This is a genomic window from Aliihoeflea sp. PC F10.4 (assembly GCF_054612275.1).
Genome location: NZ_JBTSWH010000001.1, coordinates 926,966 through 950,577 on the forward strand (window position 1 = coordinate 926,966; position 23,612 = coordinate 950,577).

Here is a 23,612-nt window from a genome sequence, read left to right on the forward strand (position 1 = left end):
CTCACTGCCTCGCCTGAGAGACCGATGTCAGCAACGTATCGGTTGTCACATCGCCGATGAGGCGGGAGCCGTTTGCCTCCGAGGCATTTCGGTTGAAGAAGATCATGGTCGGTGGGCCGACCACAGCAAGATCGCGCATCAGACCCTGACTGGCCTCATCCAGTCCGGTCAGATCCACCTTGACACGCTGGAAGTCGTTCAGTGCGGCAACGATTTCCGTGCTCGAAAAGACGTCGCGTTCGATCGTCTTGCAGATGACGCACCAGTCGGCCGTGAAATAGACCAATGTCGGACGTCCGTTGGCAGAGGCAATCGCTTGCTCGACCTGCGGCGTCGAGTTTGCCTCGATGAATGTCATCTCGGACTGGGCGATCTGCTGGCCCGAACCGGTCATGACGAAGTGGGCGAGCGGACGTAGCGGGTCGGTCCCGCCCGACGCCGCCCCGATCGCCAGGATGACGCCGCCGAGGGAAACCCCAAGTCCGGCGGCTTTGCGGAAACGTGGCCAGGCACCCGCATCGGCCAGGAGCCGATCAGCGACGCCGATGAAGACCGCAACAATCAAGAGGAGGCCCGCCCAAAGCGCCAGCGTCACTTGCGGCGGCAGGATTCGGGAGACCATCCAGATCGCCGCGCCGAGAAAGACGAAGCCGAACGCGTATTTGACCTGCACCATCCACGCCCCCGCACGCGGCAGAGCGCGGCTCCCCATCGTGCCAAAGGCGATCAGCGGAATGCCTTGGCCGAGCCCGAGGGCAAACAGCGCACTCGCGCCGATCCAGGCATCGCCCGTATGTGCGATATAGAGAAGTGCCGCGGCGAGCGGCGCGGTGACGCAGGGACCGACGATCAGCGCGGAAAGGAAGCCCATTCCGGCGGCTCCGCCCACCGAGCCGCGCGTGCCGGCCTGTACCCCTGCCATCCGGCTGACCCAGGTGGTCGGCAGTTGCAGTTCGAACAGGCCGAACATCGCCGTCGCCAGCACGACGAACAGCGCTGCGACGGCGCCAATGGCGTAGGGCGATTGCAGCACCATCTGGAGGTTTTGGCCGGACCACGCGGCAACCACGCCAAGCAGGCCAAACGCTGCGGCCATTGCCAGCACATAGGCCAAAGACAGGATGAAGCCGCGCCGGGCCGTCAATGCCTCGCCCTCGCGCGCCAGGGTCGCGCTCAGGATCGGATACATGGGCAGCACGCAGGGCGTGAAGGCGAGCAACAGCCCGAAGGCGAGGAAACTCACGATCACCCAGATCGCACCGCCGCTGGCGAGAAGCGAGCCGACCATGCCGCCGTCCTGCGTGTCCTCAGCCAGGCTGAAGCCGCCGTTTCCCGTCCCTCCGGCAGGGGCGGCCGGAGTTGGACCTATGCCAAAGCCGACAACGGGTTCGGAAACCTGAAGGTTTGCCGTGTTGACCGTCAGGGTCAGCGGCGGATAGCAGATCGAATCCTTCTTGCAGCCCTGATAGGTGACTGCGACCTGCCCGGGCGCTTCAGTGCCGAGACGTGCCACCGCTTCAAGATAATAGACCTCCGAAGGACCGAAGTTGGCATCCTCTGTCTCCACGACGCCCGGTCCAGTCGACAGCGGGATCGGCTCGCCGGTCGCGGCATCCTTCGCTTCCAGATGATCGCGATAGAGGTAATAGCCTTCCTCGATTTCCCACCGGAGTTGGATCTGCTGATCCGCATTCCGCTCAACCGAGAAACGGAAGGCTTCCTCGGCTTGCAGGAGATCCTCCTGTTGCGCCGCGGCGGGCAGCGACAGGAAGACGAAGAACAGGCCAGCAAGGAGGCGGAGTATGGGCATTGAGGACATGAAATTACTCGGATGATCGCGATCGGGATGCATCAAGACGCTTCGCGAGCGTCTGCGACAACCTGGCGGAAGCCGTCCTCGTCGAGGGCGGAGGCGACGAGAAACCGACCGATCAGAAACACGGGCGTGCCACGCAGACCGAGCCCCTCGGCCTGCGCGTTATTGCGCTGAAGCAAGGCGGTGATCTCGGCGTCGCGGCGGTTGGCTTCGGTCTCGAGACCCGCCGTGTCGAAGCCGGCACCTTCCAATGCCTGTCGCATCTGCTCTTCTGGCACCCGCGACCCTTCGATACCCATCAACGCCAGATAGGCTTCCTCGTAGCGGTTCTGATACCCGGCCGCCAACGCCAGCTTTGCGCCATAGACCGAAGACTGCGCGAGGATCGGCCAGTCCTTGTAGACGTGACGCACATTGCCGTCCGATTCCAGCACCGTATTCAGCGGCTCGACGGTGCGCTTGCAGAAAGGACAGTTATAGTCAAAGAACGAGACGATCGTCAGGTCGCCGTTCGGGTTGCCGCCGACCGGCGCCTCCGGGTCGTTCAGGATCATCTCGGCTGACATGTCGTCGGCACGCACGGGCATGGCAAAGCCGGCGGCAGCGAGCGCCGCCAGGCCCGAGAGCAAGGTCCGCCGACTCAATGCACCGCGGAACGGCGGCCTACCCATAGCGAAAGGATGAGGTCTACGTGTGCAGAGGCGCCGATCGTGCATGGTCTCAAAGCTCCAGATCATGGATATTGAAGCGAGCGCACTCTCCCGAGCTTAAGACAGTCTTAAGGACCGCATTGAGCCGAAGATGCGACGGCAGTTTATCCTGACTCCGGACTATCGGGTGAACGGCCGCAACCGCCGCATGAGATCGCGCCTGCTGAACGGTCCGACCGAACGGGTGCCGTTGTATTCCTGTCCGGTGGCTGCATCCACGACGAAGAATGTCGGCGGGCCGCTCGCTCGAAGGTGGGAGAGGAGCTGGCGGTTTCCCTCGTCCATCGCCGTGACGTCCACCTTGACGAGAGGGACAGCCTCAAGGTGTTGCAGCACAGCAGGGTGGGCGAGGATTTCCCGCTCAATGCGGTGGCACACCGCGCACCAATCCGCACGGATGTCGATGAGCGCGAAGCTATGTGTTCGTGCGATCTGCTCCAGTCTCTCCCGGTAGGAAGCGACGTCCGTGACCATTGCAGCCGGATTGGCGGCGGCCATCCCGCTGGGAGTCGCCAACAATCCTACCGGCACCACCAGGCCCCCGAGCAGAAGCTCGCGGCGGGTCCATTGGTCATTCTTGCGTCGAGCATCAGCATCGATGCCGCATCCAACACCTTCCGCGGACGCTACGGCGTTGTTTCTTAAAAGTCGCGTCCGCATCCTCGTCTCCTTCACAGGACCGGCGGCAAAGCGGGCGTTCCTTAAGGCCCGCTTAAGGGCGGAAAAGTGCTCCTCGCCTGCGACGCAAGCCCGCGTTTCCAACAAAGTGCCCCCACCCAATCGAAAACCTGTTCGGCCGGATCACTTGAGCCGCAGGCCGGCGCCTGAAGTCCCCGCCGCTTCGCTATCTTCGGCCGCGCTTACCTTAAGCTGCTCTTAAGATGGGCATCGTGCTGTGCGGCCTGATTGATCGCAAAGCAGAGAGCGTACGAAACGTGAGCAAGCTACCGACACCCGCAATCGCGCGACGCGCTTTCCTCATTGGCGCCAGCGCAATGACTCTCGCCGGATGCGTTTCCACGAGGCAAACACCGCAAGTCGCGCAGCCGGTCTCGATGCCTCCTCCGCCGCCGACGCCCCCGATGTACTACGCACTGCCGAACGAGCGCTTCCCGATCCCGGAAGTCGACGTTTCCAAGGTCGATCCGAAATGGTGGCGGACGGAAGTCGACTATCCAACCGATGAACGAGCCGGAATCGTCATCGTCGATACGCCAAACCGTTACCTCTACCACGTTCAGCCTCACGGCCGCGCAACCCGATACGGTGTGGGTGTCGGCAGGGACGGTTTTTCGTGGGCTGGTCGAGGGCGTCATATCGCATACAAGCGGGAATGGCCGCGCTGGACACCTCCCGATGAAATGGTTGCGCGCCAACCCGAGTTAGAGCCCTACTCAATCGCCAATGGCGGCATGGACCCGGGGCTGAAAAATCCACTTGGAGCACGCGCCCTCTACATTCATGAAGGAAACCGGGACACGATCTATCGCATCCACGGAAACCCGGAATTCTGGACCATCGGCCAGGCCGTTTCATCAGGATGCATCCGGATGATCAATCAGGATGTCATCCACCTCGCCGACAACGTTCGCGACGGGAGCCCGCTGGTTGTGATAGCAGATCCGGCTATGGGGCATCTTTTGGTGGGATAGCTTCGTCGCGCGGCGAGAAGATCACTCCCTGCGTTGGCGCATCCTGCTGGCACTCCATCTTCTTGAAGATGAGTTGGCTGCGCCCCGCACCATGTATGTGCAACGGGTCACGCGGCGTTCGCCATCACCGCTTGCAGCCCTCCGCAATCGCGATTCTGAAGTCGTAGGTGCCAACCACTCCGCCCGAGCGCCAGTTCGACGATCGCGAGACCGAGACCGCTGCCGACCGGTACTTTGTTGCGGCCGCGAAAGAAGCGTTCGGTGACGCGGGCCAACTCCTCCTCGGGGATACCGGGACCATCATCCTCGATGATCATCTGGCCCTCTTCGGCGGGGCCGGCCACACGACACCTGACGACGCCTCCGGGCGGCGAATGGTTCACAGCGTTCTCCATCAGATTCCGGGCAGCAAGAGCGAACAGATCCGGCTCGATGTCCAGCTCGATGCGGTCAAGATCAGGGGAAACCTCGACCGCAACGCCCCTGGTCGGATCTGCTAATTCGTCCGCGAGCGCTCTCAGTATACTCCCGGGCCATACCTTCCCACTACGCTCGCCCTGGTCGAGCGCCTCAACCGCCGACATATCCAGCAATTGCCGAACGAGCCGGCCGGTGCGGTCTACGCCAACCATGATCTGACGCAATGCCTGCTCGCGGATCGTGCCATCGCCGCTTGCAAGCGCGACCTGCGCCTGCGTCTTGAGGCCGGCCAACGGCGTGCGCAGTTCGTGGGCGGCAAAGGCGGTGAAGTTGCGCTCGCGTTCCCGAAGCCCGGCCACGCGTGCAAACAATCCGTTGAGCGACTGCAAGACCGGCGCAATCTCCTTCGCGGTCTGCACGTCCTCGATCGGGCTGAGGTCGGAGGCGGGTCGTGCTTCCAGGTCGCCTGCGATCTTCCTTAGCGGCTCAAGGCCGCGCCTGACGCTGAGCCAGATCAGGACAGCAAGAACCGGCAACATCAGCAGGACCGGCAGGAGAAGACCGCGGATGACGTCGTTCACCAACCCGTTACGGATACTCAGATTGTCGCCGACCAGAACGCGAACACCGCGCTCGGTATTGGTGATTGCATAAACCCGCCACCGCTCACCATTTATCACGGTTTCGGAGATCCCGTCGGTGTGCTCCGACATTGCTTGATCGGGCGCCGCATCCGATCGCCCGATCAATGTCCCCTGCAGCGACCAGATCTGGCACGAAAGCTGGCGGTCATAGGCGCTGTGGCCGCGCACCGGCAGATCGGACGTGATCGTTTGCGTCGGATCGATGGCGATCTCCTGGCTGACGATCAATGAGGAAACCATCCGGCCGGCTTCCATCAGCCGCGCGTCGAGAACCCGTTCCACCTCCGCGCGCGTGGAAAGGAAAATCCAGACGACCGCCGACAGCCAGACGAGACCGGTGGTCAGGGCGAGGATCAGGAACAGCCGTTTGGAGATCGACGGCATCACGGTTCGTCTCCGAGGCGATAGCCGATCCCACGGACGGTCTGGATCATGCCCGGTCCCAGCTTGCCGCGAAGATGATGGATGTGGACCTCGACAGCATTGCTCTCGACCTCCTCCTGCCAGCCGTAAAGCTTCTCCTCGATCTGGCTCCGCGACAGGATCCGGCCGGGATGGATCATGAGGGCATGCAAAATCGAGTATTCGCGCCGCGACAGGCGGATGGGTTCGCCTTGGTGTTCGACATTCTGGTTTGCAGGATCGAGCCGCAGGCCGCGCCATTCGATAAGCGCCTGCGGCCGGCCAGCGGCACGGCGGACGAGCGCGCGCAGCCGCGCCGCGACCTCGTCGAGGTCGAACGGCTTGCCGAGATAGTCGTCGGCCCCCGCATCCAGTCCGTGAATCCGGTCGGCGACCTGATCACGCGCAGTCAGGAGGAGGACGGGCGTGGCGTCCTGCCGTTCCCGCAGGGATTTCAGCACGTCGAGGCCGGAACCGTCGGGAAGCATCAGGTCAAGCACCAGCGCATCGAACTCATGGTTCGTGAGAGCTGCGCCGGCTTCTTCGCAGGTTTTGACCGCATCGGCGGTGAAGCCGCCAATCGAAAGGCCCACCGTCAATCCGTCTCTGAGGACGGCATCATCTTCGACTATCAGCACGCGCATGGTTATCACCCGAGGTTCCAGGTCGCATTTCTATACGAGGCTTAAGGCAGCCTTAAGGATCGAACTTGAGCGCGCTCGATATCGTTCGGGGATTGGGCGCCTGTGATGTACCTCATCTTACCTGAGCCAAGAGTCGGACGTCTTCGAGACTTGGAATCGCGCCGGCAAAAACGCCGTTCTCGCCCTGATCCTTATGGGCATCTCCAGCCCAGCGCCGAAACAAAACGCTGGCATGGCGGCAGTGTACCCGTCATTCCGGCCCTCCTGTCCATCGGGCTGTTGCTGGTCGCGGTGAAGGAACTCGCCCGGCCTGAAACGATACGCGGGTCCACTTGTCTGCCCGAGCCAGTTGGGCAATGCGCATTGGAGACGGACTCGAATCAGTTCGGCTCGCCGAGGCATCGTCCGGCTGGTGTTCAGGCGATCATCCCGTCCTGCCTGCTCAGGCGTCATTCGTGTTGACCAGGTGTTGGCCAAGCCCAAAAAGGGAAGGGCCACCCGAAGATGGCCCTTACTCAATCCTTTGATTTCCTTTAGAAATCTGAAGAGAGCGAAGGGATTCGAACCCTTGACTCCAACCTTGGCAAGGTTGCTATGCGGCGGCCCGAAACAGCAAGTTATGATGGGTGCGCCCTCCCGCAACCATCTTTACCGGCGTCGATCGCAAGTTATGATCGACGCCGGTCCCCGCAACCATCTTTACTTGCTTGGGCAGCAAGTAAAGATTAGATCTTGCCCCCGCAACCAAATCCTACGCTAAACTACGATACGGCCCTCCAAAACCACGATTTTCTCCGATTTGGCACTACGAAAACGCGGTGAAGCAGGTGGACACCTCGAACTACCGGGTTTCGCGGCCGGTGAGGATCGCTACGAGTGCCGTCATGGCGTAGAGCGTGGCACTGAGTGCAGTTTGGGTTGACGTATTTTGTCGATTTGGGCGTTGCGGCGGCGGTTTTCGCCGCGCTCGCTGTCATGCGGACGCAGTTCGCCTCTCGTGCCAGACGAAGCGGTTGAGATTGTAGACGAGATTGGCGATGCCGATCTTCGTCCTGGCGCGGGCGATGCCGATGGTTCTGACAAACAGGCCCATGCGGGATTTCTGCTGCGCGAAGACGTGCTCGATGCGGGATCGGATTTTGGAGCGCCGGCCATTGGCCCGCGCCGTCGCCTCGCTCATTGGCCGCCCCTTCGGCTTCTTCTGATGGATGTCGCTGGCGAATCCGTTCCTGTCGAGCCATGCTTCGTTCTTTTTCGATCGATAGGCCGTGTCGGCCCAGACCGTCGAACCGGTGTTCGGCCGTTTGACCACGTTGCGGAGCTGCGCGCCGTCATAGGCGGCGGCGTTCGTGACCGTCCAGCCGCGAATGAAGCCGTGTCGCTGATCGATCGAGACATGGCTCTTGTAGCCGAAGATGGGAACGGCGATGTCGCGCTTGTGCTCCTTGCCCTCGTCATCGACCCTGGCCTTCGAGAACTTCACGGTCCAGCGCGCGTCCCGGTCTTTCTGCCGCAGCTTTGCAGGTTTGCCTTTCCAGACATCCGGTATCTTGCCCGCCTTGATATCGGCCTTCTCGTCGTCGGTGTTCCTCTGCCTCGGCGCGGCAACGACCGTGGCGTCGACGATCTGCCCGCCCATGGCCAGATATCCGGCTTTCGAAAGATGGCGATCAAAACGGGCGAACAAATTCTCTACGGCTCCTGCCTGCACGAGATGTTCCCTGAACAGCCAGATCGTCTTGGCGTCCGGCACCTTGTCGCCCAAACCCAATCCCAGGAAACGCATGAACGACAGCCGGTCCTGGATCTGGAACTCGGCCTGGTCATCCGACAGGCTATACAGCGCCTGCAGCACCAGCACCTTGAACATCATCACAGTGTCATAGGGAGGACGCCCGCCCTTCGAGCCGTCCGAGCGCTTCAGAGCCTTCGATAGCGGCTTGCGGAACAACTCCCACGGCACGACCGCGTTCAGCTTCTCCAACGGATCGCCGGCTCCGCTCAGACGCACATAGCGCTCGTCAACGTCCCAAAATCCGGCCTGTCCTCGCATCCATCGCCTCCGTGCAAATCAGCACGGCGATGGAATCAAATCACGGCCGAAAACGCGAGGTAATTCGAGGCGTCCAGGTGAGATCGGGTGTTCCAAGTCGTTGAAATCTTTGGACTCCGGTATTCGACCGATATTGGTGCTAAATGCCGCGAAGCGCATGTCGAACCGGTGAAATATACTTCGTATTATCTGCCAGCGAGCCGAGCATCGAAACGGGATGCCCGGCCCGCGGTTGCTCCTAGGCGGCTTCCCAAACCTGATTGAGAATGCGGGCTGCAATCTCAGCCTTGTCCTGCGGCAGGAAACGGCCGTAGTGCTGGGCCACCATCTCGGGAGTCTCCTGGATGGCGTAACTGGCCTGCTCATACGAGCCAGTCTGCTTCAGGATGTGCGTGGCAAGAACGTCCCGAACGTTGTGCGTTCCGTGGGGAAGGAGCCCTTTGATCGCGCCACGGTCGGTATATGGGTTATAAATCCCGTAACGCTGAATAGTCTGCCGCCAGACTTCGAAGAACGTGTTCTGGCCGTAGGCCGCGTCGGTGCTCGTCCTCTTCACCGACTTGACGAAGAACGTTTCGGGATCCTCGGCCGGTCCGATCAGACGCGCGCGATGACGATCGATCCAGGCCTCGATCATGCCGTAGAGGCCGCCAAGATCGGGCAGTATCAGTCGGAACGGCTTGGAGCCGAAGAACGAGGAGTTCGCATTCTTGAAGGCGAAGGCGGGGATCAGCACTTCCCATCCGTGATCTTTTGTGCTCCAGCGAAGCTCGCCACGCCGGAGCTGCTCGAGAAGTCGCTCCGCCGTCGGCGGATGTCCCGTTTTTTCACAAGCTGTTTCCTTGGAACATGATAGCGTGTTTGCAGTTTCCCCTTGATCACGCCAAGGAGAGATGGATTGCCGGGCATTTCACGACGCGCACTTCTCACCCAATCCCTCATGGCGGGCGTCGCATTGATTGCGACACGCGTCTCGCTCCACGCGCACGAATTCGGCGGCGGCAAAGGCATGCCTTGGCAGGCGGGAATCGCCGACGAACCGCATTACGGGACCGAAATTGGAACATTTCTGACGGCTGAAGAGCGCTCGGCTCTCGATGCCTTGACCGCGCGGCTCATTCCCTCGGACGATACCGGCCCAGGCGCGCGCGAAGCCGATGTGATCACCTTCATCGACAGGCAGCTTGCCGGATATTACGGGCGGGGCCAGCGTTGGTACATGCAAGGGCCTTTTTCCGAACCGCTCGATACGCAAGGCTACCAGTCTGAGCAGCCGCCAGCTCAACTGATCCGCGACGGGCTGGCGGCGCTCGACGCACATTGCCTGGACAAACATGACGGACGCGGGTTCGCAGAGCTTTCCGAGGACGAACAGGATGCCGTCCTCACCGCACTCTACGAAGAGGAGATCGAGTTCGACGGATTGTCGGCGAAAGCATTTTTCGACTTCGTCCACGAGATCACGATCGAGGGTTTCTTCGCCGACCCGGTTTATGGCGGTAACCGCGACATGGCAGGCTGGCGGCTCGTCGGCTTCCCTGGTGCGCGCTACGACTACCGGGACTATCTCGACCACAACGGCGCGCAGATAGAAATGCCGCCCGTCGGTCTGATGGGGCGGCCCGAATGGAATTCACAGCGAGGATAGGGAGAGGGGCCGCATGGCGCAGAAGCTGCCGGCTGTAGACGTGGTTCTCGTGGGTTTCGGTTGGACGGCCTCGATCCTTGCGCAGGAATTGACAGAGGCAGGACTCGAGGTTCTTGCAATTGAACGTGGTGGGTGGCGTGACACGCCAACCGATTTTCCGACCACCCATGCACCAGATGAGCTTCGCTATTACTGGCGACACGCGATGTTCCAGGAGACCGCACAGGACACGCTGACCTTCCGCAACAATCGCACGCAGACAGCCTTGCCGATGCGCCGCTGGGGCTCGTTCCTGCCCGGCACGGGTGTGGGCGGCGGCGGTGTCCACTGGAACGGGCAGACATTTCGCTTCCTACCGTCCGACTTCGAGGCCAAAACCCATAATGAAGAGCGCTACGGTTCGCTTCCGCCGGAAATGACGGTGCAGGACTACGGCGTCACCTATGACGAACTTGAACCGCATTTCGACCGCTTCGAGAAGATCTGCGGCATTAGCGGCAAGGCGGGCAATATCCGCGGCTCGATCCAGGACGGCGGTAACCCCTTCGAGGGTTGGCGCTCGGACGAGTATCCCAACCCGCCGATGGAGATGACATTCTCCCAACACCGTTTCGAAGCCTCGGCACGTGAACTGGGCTACAGCCCTTATCCGGCCCCGTCGGCCAACTTGTCGCGTGCATATCGCAATCCGCTCGGTCTCGATCTCGCACCCTGCACCTATTGCGGCTTCTGCGAGAAGTTCGGCTGCGGCAATTATTCGAAGGCCAGTCCGCAGACGACGATCATTCCCGTTTTGATGAAGAAACCCAACTTCACGCTTCGCACCAATTGCGAGGTGCTGCATGTGGACAAATCAAGCGATGGCGCACGAGCGACGGGCGTCACCTATGTCGATGCGCAGGGCCAAGAATTCGAACAACCAGGCGAACTCGTTATTTTGTGTGGCTACCAGCTATCCAATACGCGGCTGATGATGCTCTCCGGAATCGGCGAAATCTATAATCCGTCGACGGGCCGCGGACTCGTCGGCAAGAACTACACCTATCAGGTGATGTCGAGCGTCGGCGTCTTCTTCGATGAGGAATACACCAATCAGTACATTGGTGCGGGCGCGCTTGGTATGGTCGTCGACGATTACAATGGCGACAATTTCGACCATTCCGGCCTCGGCTTCATCGGTGGAGCCTACATCGCGAGTTGGACCACGAATGCCCGACCGATCGAGAACCAGCCTTTGCCGGAAGGTGCGCCCGAATGGGGCGCTGGCTGGAAGCGTGCCATGCGCGACAACTTTCTCAAGTACACGTCGATCTCGATCCACGGCGCATCGATGGCTCACCGCGACAATTATCTGGACCTTGACCCAACCTACACCGACCGGTTCGGTCGCCCGTTGATGCGCATGACGTACGACTTCACCGACAATGACCGCCGACTGTCGGAACACATCACACCGGTCGCCGAGCAGATCGCGCGCGGGATGGGCGGGCGCGAGACGAAAACCAACCGTTTCACGGACGAGGCCTATGACATCGTCCCCTATCAGACCACGCATAATACTGGCGGCACTATCATGGGGACGTCGCCAGTTAACAGTGTGGTCAACCGCTATTTGCAAAGCTGGGACCTGCCGAACCTGTTCGTCATGGGGGCGGGGGTCTTCCCCCAGAACGCTGGCTATAACCCGACCGACACGGTCGCTGCGCTCGCCTACTGGTCAGCCGACGCCATTGTGAACCGATATCTGCGTGACCCCGGTCCATTGGTGCGCACATGAGACATGCCATCCCCTTAGCTGCCGCCGCTAGCCTGTCTGTCTTTTTGGATGACGTGCGGGCGCAAGACCTGTCCCATTCGCAAATCGAACGCGGTCGCTACATTGCGACGACTGCGAACTGCGCTGGTTGCCACACTGATGTCGACAATGACGGTACGCCATGGGCTGGCGGACTGGAGATGGAAACGCCTTTCGGTCCGATCACGACGCCGAACATCACTTTCGACGATGAAACAGGCATCGGGCTCTACAGCCGCGACGATTTCTGGAACGCGCTGCATCACGGCGTGCGCCGCGACGGTGCGCAACTCTATCCTGCTTTCCCTTATCCCTATTTCACCCGCATGCCGCGCGAGGATGTCGACGCTCTCTACGATTATCTCTCGACGATCCCGACCGTGCGCGCCGAGCACGAGCCAGAGGCCGAACTACCTGCACCTTTGCGTATCCGAGCGGCAGTGCGTGGTTGGAACTTTCTACACTTCGAACCAGGCGTCTTCGAACCCGATCCCGAAAAGTCCGACGCATGGAATCGTGGCGCATATCTGGTCGACGGTCCGGCACATTGCGGGGCCTGTCACACCGACAAGCACGTCACCGGCGGCGACAAGCAGAGCGAGTATCTGCGAGGTGGCGTTCTTGAGAATTGGTACGCGCCCAATATCAGAGGCGGCGAGAACGGTGGCATCTCGCACTGGAGCGATGAGGATATTGTCGAGTATCTTGGCACTGGCCGCGCCTCGCACACCATCGCTATGTCGCGCATGGGAGAGGTCGTATCCCTGTCGACCCAGCATATGACAGAGGATGATCTCAGCGCGATCGCCACTTATCTCAAAGATCTCGATGATGAGCCGCGCGAACCGGTCGACGTGCCGGATGAGCGGATCATGGCGGCCGGACAAGCCCTTTACTTTGACAATTGCGCCGCGTGCCACGTCTCGGATGGCAGCGGTGTCGACCACATCTACGCGCGCCTTGATGGATCGAACAAGGTCAATGCGGATGATCCGACGACGATTATCCGTGTCGTTCTGGAAGGCGCGCACGCCGAGCCGACCGAGGCGCGGCCAGCGCCGCTCGGCATGCCGGCCTTCGGCTGGAAGCTCTCGGACCTCGAAATCGCTGATCTTCTTTCTTATGTTCGCAATGCCTGGAACAACTCGGCCTCGCCGATTAGCGGGAGCGACGTCGCCGATTTGCGCGAAGTCCTCAGCGGAGATTAGCGGCCATGATGCGCTTGGAGCGGCGGCGTCCTGATGATCTCAGTTTCGCTGCCCAGCCCTGTTTCTTTCAGCCGCACTCGTGCGCCGTAGTCGTACTTCTTTCGGACGGAACGATTTGTATATGCTGCGTAGCCGAGGCCAGCCCCGATGGTCACGACCGCCCAATGCTCGACGTCGCCCATCCTTGCCGCCTCGCTCAGTCCCTGAACCACCGCGTCATTGTGGAAGGATGATCTTGCATCCGTTCGATGATGACAACGGCTCGGTGCGGGCGAGGAACGGAAATGCATCTCTCTTTCTCGTGCATTGGTAACCGGTGTATGGCATGCTGGAAGGTGCCGATAGCGCGTATTGCTGGAGGACGGGTTGATGCTCGTCAGGAGTGCGGCCACGAGGCCACAGAGCGGAGTAAGAGCAAGAAGTTTCTGGCAATTCAATTGGGTTGACATTCGGGACCTGGTCGTCGAGGCTCGCGCTATGCACTTTACAAAGCGCCATCACCTTGCTCTGCACAAGGTATGTCCGATCGCAGGACATTGACCCCGGCCCGGTAGCGTCGCGCCCCGGCCGTGGGAACACTGGCTTACGCATCATCGCTCCAAGCCGAGCCCTTTCAGCGACATCCCATCTAAGAAAATTGAAAACAGTCGCAGCGATGCCAAGATGCGTCCGCGGCTATCCGCTGTAGCAGGTCCAGGAATGGCAACGGAATCCCAGAGACGGCGTAAGCCCGCCATCACGCTGACACGCACCGATCACGACCGACTGTCCCGGCTGGCAGAGTCCGCTCCAGCACACAACGCCGATATCGCTGAGCAGCTCTTCCAGGAGCTCGACCGAGCCCGCGTCGTGGCCGACGAGCGCATCGCAGCGAGCGTCGTGCGGATGGGCTCACGACTTCGCTTTTCTTCCGACGCTGGTGCAGACCGTACGGTGACGATCGTCTTTCCTGGCGAGGCGGACATCGCCGCCGGCAAGATTTCAATCCTGACACCGATCGGCGCTGCATTGATCGGGCTGTCTTCGGGTCAGTCTATTGAGTGGACTGCCCGAGACGGCCGGACACACCGGCTGAGAGTCGAATGTGTCGATGAAACAGCAATGCGCACTGAAGCGCGCGACGCGGCGCGGGCGCTCTCATGACCTATATCGGATCGCTCTGCCGTCTTTCTCTTTTCGGGGGGTGCCTCCTCGCAGGATCGTAGCCCCTGCGCCGCCTTGCGTGGCCAGGGGATTCTCCAATGCCGTGTCAAGGAACCTGCTCCCGAGCGGGAGCGATGGAGAACTGCGATGTCGACCGAAAATTGCATCCTTTCAACCAAGGACTTCACGATCCTCGAGGTCATGCGAGACCGACGCGTTGGAACCGATGATCCGTTAAGTCCGATCCTTGAGCAAAAGCTCCTGTCCGCAACCGTCATGTTCCGCGAAGACATCCCTGCGGACGTCGCGACGTTGAGCAGCCGGGTCACCTTCAGCGTCGACGGCCGTGATCCTGACACGCGGGTGATCTCACATGATCGAATGGCGGCGTCCGTCGGCATGTTCCTGCCCATCACGATGAATCGTGGGCTGGCACTCTTGGGGCTCCGTGAAGGCCAGACCTTCCGCCTAGTGACGCGGAAGCATCGTATGGAAGATGTCCGACTGGAGAAAGTGCAGTATCAGCCCGAGGCTGCAAGGCGGGAGAAGGAGGCGCTGGAGCGAAGAACTAAACCTTCAGCGAAGCCCACATTCAAGCTCATACGTGGCGCGCTTTACGGCGCTACCGTCCCAGGATTCCGACAGTCTGACGATTTCTGTGACCCGGATCCGTCTGCCGCGTGACGCTTGCCACGGAAGCCAGGTCACGGCCGCAGGGAAATCCCGGCGGTAGCCGATCACCGGCGTATTTTCTGACGATGAGGCATATTCCATGAAAGTGCTTGTTTTGGGCGGCGGCGTAATCGGTGTGACAACCGCTTACTATCTCGCCAGGTCCGGACATGAGGTCGAGGTCGTCGAGCGACGTGAAGGTCCGGGCGCGGAGACGAGTTTTGCCAATGCGGGACAAATCTCGCCTGGCTACGCGTCTCCCTGGGCCGGACCAGGCGTGCCGCTGAAGGCGCTCAAATGGCTCACGATGAAGCATGGGCCACTGGTTATCCGTCCAGACGCCGACCCGGCGATGTGGGCATGGCTGTTTCGAATGCTGCGCAATTGCACGTCGCATCGCTATGCGGTCAACAAGGCCCGTATGGTGCCGCTGGCGGAATACAGCCGCGATTGTCTGCGAGAACTGCGCAAGGAGACCGGCATCACCTATGACGAGCGAAGTCTGGGCACGCTTCAACTGTTTCGCACATCCAAGCAGCTGGACGACGTTGCCAAGGACGTGGACGTGCTAAGGCAGTTTGGTGTCGCCTACGAGGCTCTGGATCATCGAGGATGTATCTCAGCCGAGCCGGCTCTGGCCCATGCACGCACGGATTTCGTAGGTGGGTTGCGACTCCCACAAGACGAGACGGGCGATTGCAATATCTTCACGTTAAGGCTCGCGGCCGCCGCTTCGGAGCTGGGCGTCCGTTTCACTTATGGGACGACGATTCACTCGGTCTGCATGGATGGGCGGAGCGTTACCGACGTGATGACCTCGAGTGGTTTGCACGTTGCCGATGCCTATGTCATGGCGCTGGGCGTGCATGGGGCCACGATGGCGCGCAAGCTTGGGCTCAAATTGCCTCTGTATCCCGTCAAGGGCTACTCACTGACCATTCCGATATCCAATGAAGCTCTGGCTCCAATGTCGACCATCATGGATGAAACTTACAAGATCGCCATCACGAGACTTGGCGACAGGATTCGCGTTGGAGGAACTGCTGAAATTGCGGGCTTCGATCTTTCTCTCCGGCCCGGTCGCCGCGCAGCGCTGGAACGTTCTGTCGCCGATCTGTTCCCTTGCTCCGGCGATGTCGGCAGGGCCAGTTTCTGGTGCGGGTTGCGTCCGATGACGCCGGATGGCCCTCCCGTGGTCGGCGCGACGCCGCTCGAACGTCTTTATATCAACACGGGTCATGGTACGCTGGGATGGACGATGGCATGCGGGTCCGGACGCGTCGTAGCCGATATCGTCAGCGGCAGAGTTCCCGGGATCGACACTCGGTGCCTAAACATCGCTCGTTACGGCCAGACTCGTCGCCGTTCCCGCGATCATCACGCGGCTTGATCCTGCAGCATCCTGTCGATAGGCAGGCCATTTCGATACGAAGAGGCAGATATTGGCTATCAGTGATCATCCCGGCCTGTTTTTTTGGTCCGGAGCATCGGAGGAAACCCGTCAGGAGGCGCGCGCACTGTTAGGCACGATCGTCGGTGATGATGTCGAAGAACTCGTCGGCAAGTTCTATTCGACGTTTCTCGTGCATGACGAAGCATCCGCATTCATCAGTCATTCAGTGGTCAGCGAGCGTTTAAACCTTTCCCTCCGAAACTGGCTTCTAGATCTTGTCCAGATGAACCCATATGCGGATCTGACATCGTTCGACGAGCGTCAGGTCAAGATCGGCGAAATTCATGCCAGGCTGAAAATTCCAAATCATCTGGTTATGGAAGGCATGACTCTGTTGAAGACAGAGATATCGATCAGGGTCGCGGAGAGCGATCTCGACGTCCAATCGGCGACACGCACGATCATCCTGCTTGGCGAAGTCATCGATTATGCGATGCGCTTGATGACCGCCGCCTATGTTTCCGACACAAAAAGACGGGTGCAGACCGATGAGGCGTTCCGTCTGTTTTCGCTTGGGCAAGATATCAATCTTGAGCGGGAGACCCAACGTGCTGCGCTTATGGAATGGAGCCAATCAGTTCTTTTCGGCATGTTGGGTCACGGTTCCAACAAGGTAGCCAGCCCGCTGTCTGCCTCGCCCTTCGGGCTGTGGGTACGACATCGCGCGTCAGTCCTTTTTCAAGGCTCGGCGATTCTTGCCAGTATCGAGAGGCTGATGCATGAGGTCGATACCAACGTTCTCGCATCTGTGTCCGATAACCAAGCTGAAGCCGTTGCCGAACTTCATCGCCACATCGACGAGGTCAAATTCCTCCTGAACGATCTTTTTCAGGCCGCTGCGAATGTCGAAAATGGCCGGGATCCTCTCACGCGAACCCTCAACCGACGTTTCCTGCCGTCTGTTCTGGCGCGCGAAATCACCTTGGCCAAAAGCTCGACGACATCTTTAAGCGTTCTTATGGTCGATATCGACCACTTCAAATCGGTCAATGATACACACGGCCATTCTGCCGGCGATTTGGCATTGAGCCATACAGCAGAAATTCTGCTTAATTCGGTGCGGGCTAGTGACTTCGTCTTTCGCTACGGTGGTGAAGAGTTTTTGATCGTGCTCGTCGAAACGGATCGGAACGAGGCGTCCCATGTTGCAGAGCGCATCCGTCAACAGGTCGAAGACACCCCGATTTCGGTCTCGGATCAGGAAGTTCTAAACGTTACGCTCTCCATCGGGGTCGCGAGTTACGATGGCCATCCGGACTACCAATACCTTATCAATGCGGCAGACAAGGCCCTTTACAGCGCCAAACAAGGCGGGAGAAACCGCGTGACGCTGGCAGTGGCTGCCTGAAGCATCTATGACTTCACGAACCTGTAGCCATGTAGACCACAGGTTTTTACATGGAATATAGCGTCACCGTACAACTAGTACCGGGATAGGGCTTTGCGCCAGAACCTCGGCGGTCTGACTTCCGAGCAGAAGGCGGCTAACCCCGCGCCGGCCGTGCGACGACATCACGATCAGGCTGCATCTGAGGCTATCGGCCGCCTCCAGAATCGCGGCGGCCGCGCCCTTGTTTGGCACGTGGATCGTTTCAGCCGGAACGCCCATGCGTTCCGCGGAAGCCTTGACGGCAGTCAGTTTTTCTTCGGCCGATCTTGCCCGGTCCGCTTCATAGCTTTGATAGGCCTCTGGGTCCGACAGCCACCCCTCTCCGTAGGCCACCGCCGCAAGGGCTTCGGTCGCGGTCACCACGGTTACCTTGCTGTTGAGTGCCTTCGCCAGCGAAAGCGCGTGGTCGACGCCGCGCTGCGCAAATTCCGAGCCGTCGGTTGAAACCAGAATATGGTCGTACATCGCATTGCCTCTCTTTGTGCTTTTGCCTTACGCTATAGCTGCTTCGTGCTCCCTGTCGGTGCAGTTTTATTCGTCGCGTGCAATGCCAAGATGATCCAGATCAAAATTGCCGCCCAAGATTTCGTCTATGACCAGATCGATCCAAGCAAAACTCTAACATCCTAAATATGCAGGCATTCATATTTCTAATTTGCGACAATGGAGCGGTACATTGACATCGGAGCCGTCTCCGGCGTTCAAGCAGGACAGCGACAACGAATTCGCGCTGGCCGCAGTCAGGTCGGTCGCGCTTCTCGGCCGTGACTTTCCGGGTCTAAGGCCCGCTTTTGCAATCGAGCAGGGACAGAACGTTGCGGCGGGCGAACTGCTGTTCACCGACCGCAGGCGACCGGAGATCCGCCACGTCGCACCCGTCGCGGGCCGCATTCGCGACATTTCCCGCGGCGCACGCCGCAGCCTCGACGCGCTTGTGATCGATATCGACGGAGACGCGTCGCGCATTTTCAGTGTTCCGGCGGCACCCGATCGCCAAAGCCTGATTGCCTTGCTTCTCGAAAGCGGGCTGTGGCCGTCTCTGCGGGCGCGCCCTTTCGGGCGTATCGCCGATCCGGCCGGACGTGCCGACGCCTTGTTCATCACCGCCATCGACACCGCCCCGCAGGCACCTGATCCCGTTGTCGTCATCCGCGCCCATCGCGACGATTTCGTGCGGGGGGCGGTTGCGCTCGCAATGCTACCCGAAGGCACGACATGGGTTTGCAAGGCCAAGGGCGCCGACATTCCCGATGTCGCGGGAACGCGACCCGCCGACTTTTCCGGTGCCCATCCGATGGGGCTGCCGGGAACGCATATCCACAAGCTCCACCCCGTCGGACGGGGCCGTCTGGTCTGGCAGATCGGTTATCAGGACGTGATCGCGCTCGGCCATCTCCTGGGGACGGGACGCATATGGGGCGAGCGCGTCGTTTCGGTTGCCGGCCCGGCGATCCTTTCTTCCGAACTCTTTCGCATGCCGATGGGCGCGTCGTTGCGCGACCTGACGGCGGGGCAAATCACAGGCACGCCGCGCCTTCTTTCCGGCTCGCCGCTTGACGGGTACCCCGACCATTATCTCAGCCGCTACCATCTCCAGGTCACTGCGCTGCCACATCGCGCGCCTTCGAGGGAGCCAGCAGGGGCGCTCGCACTGTTGCAGCGCTTCCTTGCGCGCAGGCCCGAAGCCCTGGTGCCCAACGCTGCGCATGAAGGCGCCGCGCCCGCCGGCGTCCTGGCCGTCCCGTTCCTGCGCGCCATCAGCATCGGAGACGTAGAGACGGCCGAACGGCTCGGCGCGCTCGAACTCGTCGAGGAGGATATGGCGCTTTTGTCGAGGATCGACGGCGTCGACTACGGCGCGCTCCTGCGCCGCACGCTGGACGATCTGGAGGCCGCGTTATGATCTGGCCCGCCTTCATCGCCCCCGGCTCGGCATTCCGCCACAGCGTTTTCCCCGCTCTTCTCGGGCTGGCGCTGCCGCTTGCCGCGATCCTACTCCTGCAAGGTCCGGTGGTCCTACCGAGGATCGTGCTGCTTCTCATTGTGACGCTCTTCTGGCAGGCGCTGTTCTGCCGTGTGCGCGGCCGCGCCATGGAGCCGAGCGGCATCGTGACCGCGCTTTTGGTCGCCATCCTCGTTCCCGCCGACGCGCCGTTCTGGCAACTGGCCCTCGGTATGACCTTCGGCATCGTCATCGGCGAGCAAATCTTCGGCGGCCGGGGGCGCAATTTTGTGCATCCCGCCGTCGTGGTGCTCGCTTTCGTCATGTTTTCCTTCACGGATGCGACCTATCGCGCCGGACCGGACATTCCAGTCTGGACGCTCCTGCCCGCTCTGGTTCTACTTCTGGTCACCGGACAGGCGGCACGGCGCATCCTTCTCGGCTTCGCGATCGCCATGCCGCTGGTCCTGTGGGCCGTCGGCGGGGAACCGGCCGCGCCGTTCCTGTCCGGTGCGATCGTTTTCGCCGTGCTCTACCTCGCCGCCGATCCGGTCGCCTCGGCGTCGACAAATCCGGGGCGCGTCATTCACGGTCTTCTCGTCGGGACGCTCGCCGCGCTGTTCTCGCAAGCGGGCGAACTCTTCGGCTCCGTCGTCTTCGCGATCCTCATGGCGTCGATCTTCGCGCCGACGATCGACCAGATCATCATCGCGCTCCACATCCGCCGGAGGGCCGCGCGCCATGGCTGACCGATCGATCTTCCGCGTCTGGCGCGCGTTTCTCGCGCGGCCGAACGACGACCGGGTGAAGACGCTCGGCGTCGCCTTCCTCGTCGCGCTTGGCTGCGGGTTGACCGTCTCGATCGCGGCTGTAACGCTGCGGCCGGTTCAGCAGGCCAATATCGAAGGCCAGCGGCAGGCGCGCATGACGTCGATGCTCGCCGCGCTTCCCGGCATCGGCGACATTCTGGCCGATGCCGGCGCGGACGCGGTCGAGACCCGCGTCGTCGATCTCGACACCGGCCGCATCGACGACGAAATCGATCCCGCCACCTTCGACCAAAATGCGGCCGCGGCTGATCCGAACGCCAGCACCGACCTTTCGCGCCGCGAGGATCTTGCCGGCATCGGCCGGCGCGAAAACCACGCGCTTGTCCATTTCGTGCGCCGCGAAGGCGAACTGGCGCTGGTCGTGCTGCCGGTGCGCGGCTCCGGCTACCAGTCCACGATCCGCGCCTATCTCGCACTCGAGGCGGATCTCGACACGGTCGCCGCGCTCGCCGTCTACGAGCAGGGCGAGACGCCGGGGCTCGGCGCGCGCATCGCCGACGCGCCCTGGCAGGCGCAGTGGAGCGGCAAGCGCGTCTTCGACGAGACCGGCGAGCCGGTCATCGAAGTGGTCGGCGCGGGCGCGTCGGGACCGCACCAGGTCGACGGAATCTCGGGCGCGACGGTCACCGGCTTTGCCGTTTCCGACATGATTCAGTTCTGGACCGGCCCGCGCGGCTACGGCCCCTTCCTCAACGCCTTGCGTGACGGAGACATCGAATGAGCCTGATGGCACGGCTTTACGACCCGCTGGTCGACAAGAACCCGGTGACCGTCCACATCCTGGGCATCTGCTCGGCACTCGCCGTCACCACCTCCATGTCGACCGCGTTGACCATGTCGGTGGCGCTGACCGTCGTCCTGGCCCTGTCGGCCGGCATCATCAGCCTGATCCGCCGGCACATTCCATCCTCGATACGCCTGATCGTGCAGATCACCATCATCGCCTCGCTGGTCATCGTCGCCGACCAGATCCTCCAGGCCTATGCCTACGAGATGAGCCAGCGGCTGTCGGTCTTCGTGTCGCTGATCGCCACCAACTGCATCGTGCTTGGCCGCACGGAGGCCTATGCGATGCACAATCCGCCGGTCCCCTCGATGGTGGACGGCATCGGCAACGGGCTCGGTTACAGCCTCGTCCTGATGATCGTGGCGGCGATCCGAGAACTCTTAGGCTCCGGCTCGCTGTTCGGCATGGCCGTCCTGCCGCTGGCGAGCGAGGGCGGCTGGTACGTTCCGCTGCGCCTGATGCTCCTCGCGCCCAGCGCCTTCATCATCCTCGGCCTGATGGTCTGGGCGGTGAGAAGCTGGCGCACGCGCCAGATCGAGGTGCGCGAGTTCGAACTGCGGCACCCGCAGCGGGAGGCGCGCACATGATCGACCTTTTCCAGCGCTCGATCTTCGAGGAGAACCTGGCGCTCTCCTTCTTCCTCGGAATGTGCACCTTCCTCGCCGTGTCGAAGCGGGTGGAGACCGCCTTCGGCGTCGGCATCGCCCTGATAGTGGTGCAGTCGCTCTCCGTCCCGCTCAACTACCTGCTGCACGCCTATCTGCTTTCGGCAGGCGCGCTCGGCTGGCTCGGCCTGCCCAATGTCGATCTAGGCTTCCTGCGATTGATCACCTTCATCGGCATCGTCGCGGCGATGGTGCAGATCATCGAGATGCTGCTCGACCGCTACATTCCCGCACTCTACCGCGCGCTCGGCATCTACCTGCCGCTGCTCGCCATCAACTGCGCGATCATCGGCGGCTCGCTCTTCATGGTCGAGCGGCAATACGATCTCGCCGAAAGCGCGGTCTTCGGGCTGGGCACCGGCATCGGCTGGGCGCTGGCGATCGTCACGCTCGCCGCCATCCGCGAAAGGCTGCGCTATGCCGACATTCCCAAGGGCCTCGAAGGGCTCGGCATCGCCTTCATCGTCACCGGGCTGATGTCGATGGGATTCTCCGCCTTCCTGGGAGTGCGCATCCTGTGACGGAGATCGTCCTCGCCCTTCTCTTCCTCGCCGTGCTTCTGGTGGCGCTCGCCGCCATGCTCAACACGGTGCGCGAATATCTTCTGCCCGCCCGTCCCGTGACCATCACCGTCAATGGCGAGCGCGAAGTCTCCGGCTCGGCGAACTTCAAGCTTCTCGACATATTGAACGGCGGCGGCATCGCCGTGCCGTCCGGCTGCGCGGGCGCGGGCACATGCGGGCTTTGCCGCGTCTCCGACGTGACGGACGGCGGCGATCCCCTGCCGACCGAAAAGGCGCGCCTGACGCCGACCGATCTGCGCGACGGCGTGCGCCTCGCCTGTCAGGTCGTGGTGCGCTCCGACCTTTCCGTTACGGTGCCGGACGAGGTGCTGGGTGTTACGACCATGGCCTGCACGGTCATGTCTACGAAAAGCGTGACACCGCTGATCAAGGAGATCGTTCTGGCATTGCCCGCAGACGCCGGTTTCGACTTTCGCGCCGGCAATTTCGTGCAGGTCATCGCGCCGGCATATGCCCTTGCCTACAAGGACATCGCCATCGACGCGCCCCACCGCGCGGCATGGGAAAAGCTGGGCCTCTCGAAGCTCGTGGCAACGGCGGACGAACCGGTGAGCCGGGCCTATTCCGTCGCAAGCCGTCCGCAGGATACCGGCCAAGTCGTGCTCAATATCCGCCTCGCAACGCCGCCGCCCGCTGTTCCCTCCGCGCCGCCCGGCATCGTTTCGTCCTGGCTTTTCAGCCTCAAGCAAGGCGATGCGGTCGAGATCGCCGGTCCTTACGGGCATTTCGGCGCGCAGGAAACGAACAAGGAAATGGTGTTCATCGGTGGCGGCGTCGGCATGGCCCCGCTGCGCGCCATCATCTTCGACCAGCTCGAACGGCTGGGCACGAACCGGAAGATCAGCTTCTGGTATGGCGCGCGCTCCAGGGGAGAACTCTTCTACGCCGAGGAATTCGACGCGCTCGCGGCAAAACACGGGAACTTCCGCTGGGTGCCGGCGCTCTCCGAGCCGGCGGCGGGCGACGACTGGCAGGGCGAAACCGGCTTCGTCCACGATGTCGCCCTGCGCGCCTATCTGCGCGACCACCCCGCGCCGGAGGACTGCGAATACTATCTGTGCGGCCCGCCATTGATGATCGAGGCCGTCTACGCCATGCTCGATGAATGCGGCGTGGAGACAACCAGTATCTTCAATGACGATTTCGGGATCTGA

21 protein-coding genes, 1 tRNA gene and 2 pseudogenes are annotated in these 23,612 nt (G+C 61.5%); 14 read left to right on the plus strand and 10 right to left on the minus strand.

Annotated elements, in window-relative coordinates; genetic code table 11:
• Position 1: 1 nt before the first annotated feature.
• The 3 genes from dsbD to ACX82Z_RS04625 form a co-directional block, all read right to left on the minus strand.
• A complete protein-coding gene (gene dsbD, locus ACX82Z_RS04615; RefSeq protein ID WP_034658536.1) occupies positions 2-1,819 on the minus strand; it encodes a protein-disulfide reductase DsbD in 1,818 nt (605 codons plus the stop codon).
• Positions 1,820-1,851: 32 nt separating this feature from the next.
• The gene (locus tag ACX82Z_RS04620; RefSeq protein WP_037092232.1) at positions 1,852-2,460 is read right to left on the minus strand and encodes a DsbA family protein; all 609 of its coding nucleotides are present in this window, start codon (positions 2,458-2,460) and stop codon (positions 1,852-1,854) included.
• Between the two features lie 186 nt (positions 2,461-2,646).
• Positions 2,647-3,186 carry a thioredoxin family protein gene (locus tag ACX82Z_RS04625; protein WP_012092692.1) on the minus strand — a complete coding sequence of 180 codons (540 nt, stop codon included), beginning with the start codon at positions 3,184-3,186 and terminating at the stop codon, positions 2,647-2,649.
• Positions 3,187-3,521: 335 nt separating this feature from the next.
• Here ACX82Z_RS04625 and ACX82Z_RS04630 point away from each other — a divergent pair, with 335 nt between their 5' ends.
• Positions 3,522-4,178 (plus strand): L,D-transpeptidase, encoded by a 657-nt coding sequence (locus tag ACX82Z_RS04630; protein ID WP_109707754.1) that lies wholly within the window; start codon positions 3,522-3,524, stop codon positions 4,176-4,178.
• Between the two features lie 107 nt (positions 4,179-4,285).
• Here the strand turns inward: ACX82Z_RS04630 and ACX82Z_RS04635 are convergent, their stop codons facing one another.
• The 5 genes and pseudogenes from ACX82Z_RS04635 to ACX82Z_RS04655 all read right to left on the minus strand — a co-directional run.
• Complete coding sequence (locus ACX82Z_RS04635) at positions 4,286-5,626, minus strand: ATP-binding protein (protein ID WP_012092694.1); 1,341 nt, start codon at positions 5,624-5,626, stop codon at positions 4,286-4,288.
• Complete coding sequence (locus tag ACX82Z_RS04640; protein ID WP_012092695.1) at positions 5,626-6,288, minus strand: response regulator; 663 nt, start codon at positions 6,286-6,288, stop codon at positions 5,626-5,628. Before ACX82Z_RS04640 ends, ACX82Z_RS04635 begins: the two co-directional genes overlap by 1 nt.
• Before the next feature lie 545 nt (positions 6,289-6,833).
• A tRNA-OTHER gene (locus ACX82Z_RS04645) sits at positions 6,834-6,924 on the minus strand.
• A 337-nt stretch (positions 6,925-7,261) separates the two neighbouring features.
• Positions 7,262-8,341 (minus strand): IS5 family transposase, encoded by a 1,080-nt coding sequence (locus tag ACX82Z_RS04650; protein ID WP_459586847.1) that lies wholly within the window; start codon positions 8,339-8,341, stop codon positions 7,262-7,264.
• Positions 8,342-8,579: 238 nt separating this feature from the next.
• Positions 8,580-9,161 (minus strand): annotated as a pseudogene (locus tag ACX82Z_RS04655) (hypothetical protein); the annotation flags it as partial.
• A gap of 78 nt (positions 9,162-9,239) precedes the next feature.
• Here ACX82Z_RS04655 and ACX82Z_RS04660 point away from each other — a divergent pair.
• The 3 genes from ACX82Z_RS04660 to ACX82Z_RS04670 are packed head-to-tail and all read left to right on the plus strand — an operon-like array spanning position 9,240 to position 12,992.
• Positions 9,240-9,989: a gluconate 2-dehydrogenase subunit 3 family protein gene (locus ACX82Z_RS04660; RefSeq protein ID WP_459586848.1), complete on the plus strand. Its 750-nt coding sequence runs from the start codon at positions 9,240-9,242 to the stop codon at positions 9,987-9,989.
• A 13-nt stretch (positions 9,990-10,002) separates the two neighbouring features.
• On the plus strand, positions 10,003-11,766 hold the full coding sequence (locus ACX82Z_RS04665; protein ID WP_459586849.1) for a GMC family oxidoreductase: 1,764 nt from the start codon (positions 10,003-10,005) through the stop codon (positions 11,764-11,766).
• On the plus strand, positions 11,763-12,992 hold the full coding sequence (locus ACX82Z_RS04670) for a c-type cytochrome (RefSeq protein WP_459586850.1): 1,230 nt from the start codon (positions 11,763-11,765) through the stop codon (positions 12,990-12,992). Before ACX82Z_RS04665 ends, ACX82Z_RS04670 begins: the two co-directional genes overlap by 4 nt.
• Here the strand turns inward: ACX82Z_RS04670 and ACX82Z_RS04675 are convergent.
• Positions 12,989-13,216, minus strand: a pseudogene (locus ACX82Z_RS04675) (hypothetical protein); the annotation flags it as partial. The gene ACX82Z_RS04670 and the pseudogene ACX82Z_RS04675 overlap by 4 nt on opposite strands.
• A 475-nt stretch (positions 13,217-13,691) precedes the next feature.
• Here ACX82Z_RS04675 and rnk point away from each other — a divergent pair.
• The 4 genes from rnk (at position 13,692) to ACX82Z_RS04695 (ending at position 17,608) form a co-directional block, all read left to right on the plus strand.
• A complete protein-coding gene (gene rnk / locus ACX82Z_RS04680; protein ID WP_459586851.1) occupies positions 13,692-14,135 on the plus strand; it encodes a nucleoside diphosphate kinase regulator in 444 nt (147 codons plus the stop codon).
• Between the two features lie 147 nt (positions 14,136-14,282).
• The gene (locus ACX82Z_RS04685) at positions 14,283-14,819 is read left to right on the plus strand and encodes a nucleoside-diphosphate kinase (protein WP_459586852.1); all 537 of its coding nucleotides are present in this window, start codon (positions 14,283-14,285) and stop codon (positions 14,817-14,819) included.
• Between the two features lie 88 nt (positions 14,820-14,907).
• On the plus strand, positions 14,908-16,197 hold the full coding sequence (locus tag ACX82Z_RS04690) for a D-amino acid dehydrogenase (protein WP_459586853.1): 1,290 nt from the start codon (positions 14,908-14,910) through the stop codon (positions 16,195-16,197).
• A 52-nt stretch (positions 16,198-16,249) separates the two neighbouring features.
• Positions 16,250-17,608, plus strand: a complete 1,359-nt coding sequence (locus ACX82Z_RS04695; RefSeq protein ID WP_459586854.1) for a GGDEF domain-containing protein — start codon at positions 16,250-16,252, stop codon at positions 17,606-17,608.
• Positions 17,609-17,671: 63 nt separating this feature from the next.
• On the opposite strand, the gene ACX82Z_RS04700 is transcribed toward ACX82Z_RS04695, so the two are convergent.
• Positions 17,672-18,115 (minus strand): universal stress protein, encoded by a 444-nt coding sequence (locus ACX82Z_RS04700; protein WP_459586855.1) that lies wholly within the window; start codon positions 18,113-18,115, stop codon positions 17,672-17,674.
• 211 nt (positions 18,116-18,326) lie between these two features.
• Here ACX82Z_RS04700 and ACX82Z_RS04705 point away from each other — a divergent pair, with 211 nt between their 5' ends.
• Genes ACX82Z_RS04705 through nqrF form a run of 6 tightly spaced genes read left to right on the plus strand, consistent with a single transcriptional unit; the run spans position 18,327 to position 23,612 of the window.
• Positions 18,327-19,553, plus strand: coding sequence for a hypothetical protein (locus tag ACX82Z_RS04705; protein ID WP_459586856.1), 1,227 nt, complete (start codon positions 18,327-18,329; stop codon positions 19,551-19,553).
• Positions 19,550-20,341, plus strand: a complete 792-nt coding sequence (locus ACX82Z_RS04710) for an RnfABCDGE type electron transport complex subunit D (protein WP_459586857.1) — start codon at positions 19,550-19,552, stop codon at positions 20,339-20,341. The genes ACX82Z_RS04705 and ACX82Z_RS04710 overlap by 4 nt, the downstream gene beginning before the upstream one ends.
• The gene (nqrC, locus tag ACX82Z_RS04715) at positions 20,334-21,143 is read left to right on the plus strand and encodes an NADH:ubiquinone reductase (Na(+)-transporting) subunit C (RefSeq protein WP_459586858.1); all 810 of its coding nucleotides are present in this window, start codon (positions 20,334-20,336) and stop codon (positions 21,141-21,143) included. The genes ACX82Z_RS04710 and nqrC overlap by 8 nt, the downstream gene beginning before the upstream one ends.
• Positions 21,140-21,796, plus strand: coding sequence for an NADH:ubiquinone reductase (Na(+)-transporting) subunit D (locus ACX82Z_RS04720; RefSeq protein WP_459586859.1), 657 nt, complete (start codon positions 21,140-21,142; stop codon positions 21,794-21,796). The genes nqrC and ACX82Z_RS04720 overlap by 4 nt, the downstream gene beginning before the upstream one ends.
• Positions 21,793-22,395, plus strand: a complete 603-nt coding sequence (nqrE, locus tag ACX82Z_RS04725) for an NADH:ubiquinone reductase (Na(+)-transporting) subunit E (RefSeq protein ID WP_459586860.1) — start codon at positions 21,793-21,795, stop codon at positions 22,393-22,395. The genes ACX82Z_RS04720 and nqrE overlap by 4 nt, the downstream gene beginning before the upstream one ends.
• Complete coding sequence (gene nqrF / locus ACX82Z_RS04730) at positions 22,392-23,612, plus strand: NADH:ubiquinone reductase (Na(+)-transporting) subunit F (RefSeq protein WP_459586861.1); 1,221 nt, start codon at positions 22,392-22,394, stop codon at positions 23,610-23,612. The genes nqrE and nqrF overlap by 4 nt, the downstream gene beginning before the upstream one ends.

Coding starts and splice junctions, on each gene's coding strand:
- dsbD (WP_034658536.1), bottom strand. CDS start 1,819: ATGTCCTCAATGCCCATACTCCGCCTCCTTGCTGGCCTGTTCTTCGTC.
- ACX82Z_RS04625 (WP_012092692.1), bottom strand. CDS start 3,186: ATGCGGACGCGACTTTTAAGAAACAACGCCGTAGCGTCCGCGGAAGGT.
- ACX82Z_RS04630 (WP_109707754.1), top strand. CDS start 3,522: ATGACTCTCGCCGGATGCGTTTCCACGAGGCAAACACCGCAAGTCGCG.
- ACX82Z_RS04635 (WP_012092694.1), bottom strand. CDS start 5,626: ATGCCGTCGATCTCCAAACGGCTGTTCCTGATCCTCGCCCTGACCACC.
- ACX82Z_RS04640 (WP_012092695.1), bottom strand. CDS start 6,288: ATGCGCGTGCTGATAGTCGAAGATGATGCCGTCCTCAGAGACGGATTG.
- ACX82Z_RS04650 (WP_459586847.1), bottom strand. CDS start 8,341: ATGCGAGGACAGGCCGGATTTTGGGACGTTGACGAGCGCTATGTGCGT.
- ACX82Z_RS04665 (WP_459586849.1), top strand. CDS start 10,003: ATGGCGCAGAAGCTGCCGGCTGTAGACGTGGTTCTCGTGGGTTTCGGT.
- ACX82Z_RS04670 (WP_459586850.1), top strand. CDS start 11,763: ATGAGACATGCCATCCCCTTAGCTGCCGCCGCTAGCCTGTCTGTCTTT.
- rnk (WP_459586851.1), top strand. CDS start 13,692: ATGGCAACGGAATCCCAGAGACGGCGTAAGCCCGCCATCACGCTGACA.
- ACX82Z_RS04685 (WP_459586852.1), top strand. CDS start 14,283: ATGTCGACCGAAAATTGCATCCTTTCAACCAAGGACTTCACGATCCTC.
- ACX82Z_RS04690 (WP_459586853.1), top strand. CDS start 14,908: ATGAAAGTGCTTGTTTTGGGCGGCGGCGTAATCGGTGTGACAACCGCT.
- ACX82Z_RS04700 (WP_459586855.1), bottom strand. CDS start 18,115: ATGTACGACCATATTCTGGTTTCAACCGACGGCTCGGAATTTGCGCAG.
- ACX82Z_RS04710 (WP_459586857.1), top strand. CDS start 19,550: ATGATCTGGCCCGCCTTCATCGCCCCCGGCTCGGCATTCCGCCACAGC.
- nqrC (WP_459586858.1), top strand. CDS start 20,334: ATGGCTGACCGATCGATCTTCCGCGTCTGGCGCGCGTTTCTCGCGCGG.
- ACX82Z_RS04720 (WP_459586859.1), top strand. CDS start 21,140: ATGAGCCTGATGGCACGGCTTTACGACCCGCTGGTCGACAAGAACCCG.
- nqrE (WP_459586860.1), top strand. CDS start 21,793: ATGATCGACCTTTTCCAGCGCTCGATCTTCGAGGAGAACCTGGCGCTC.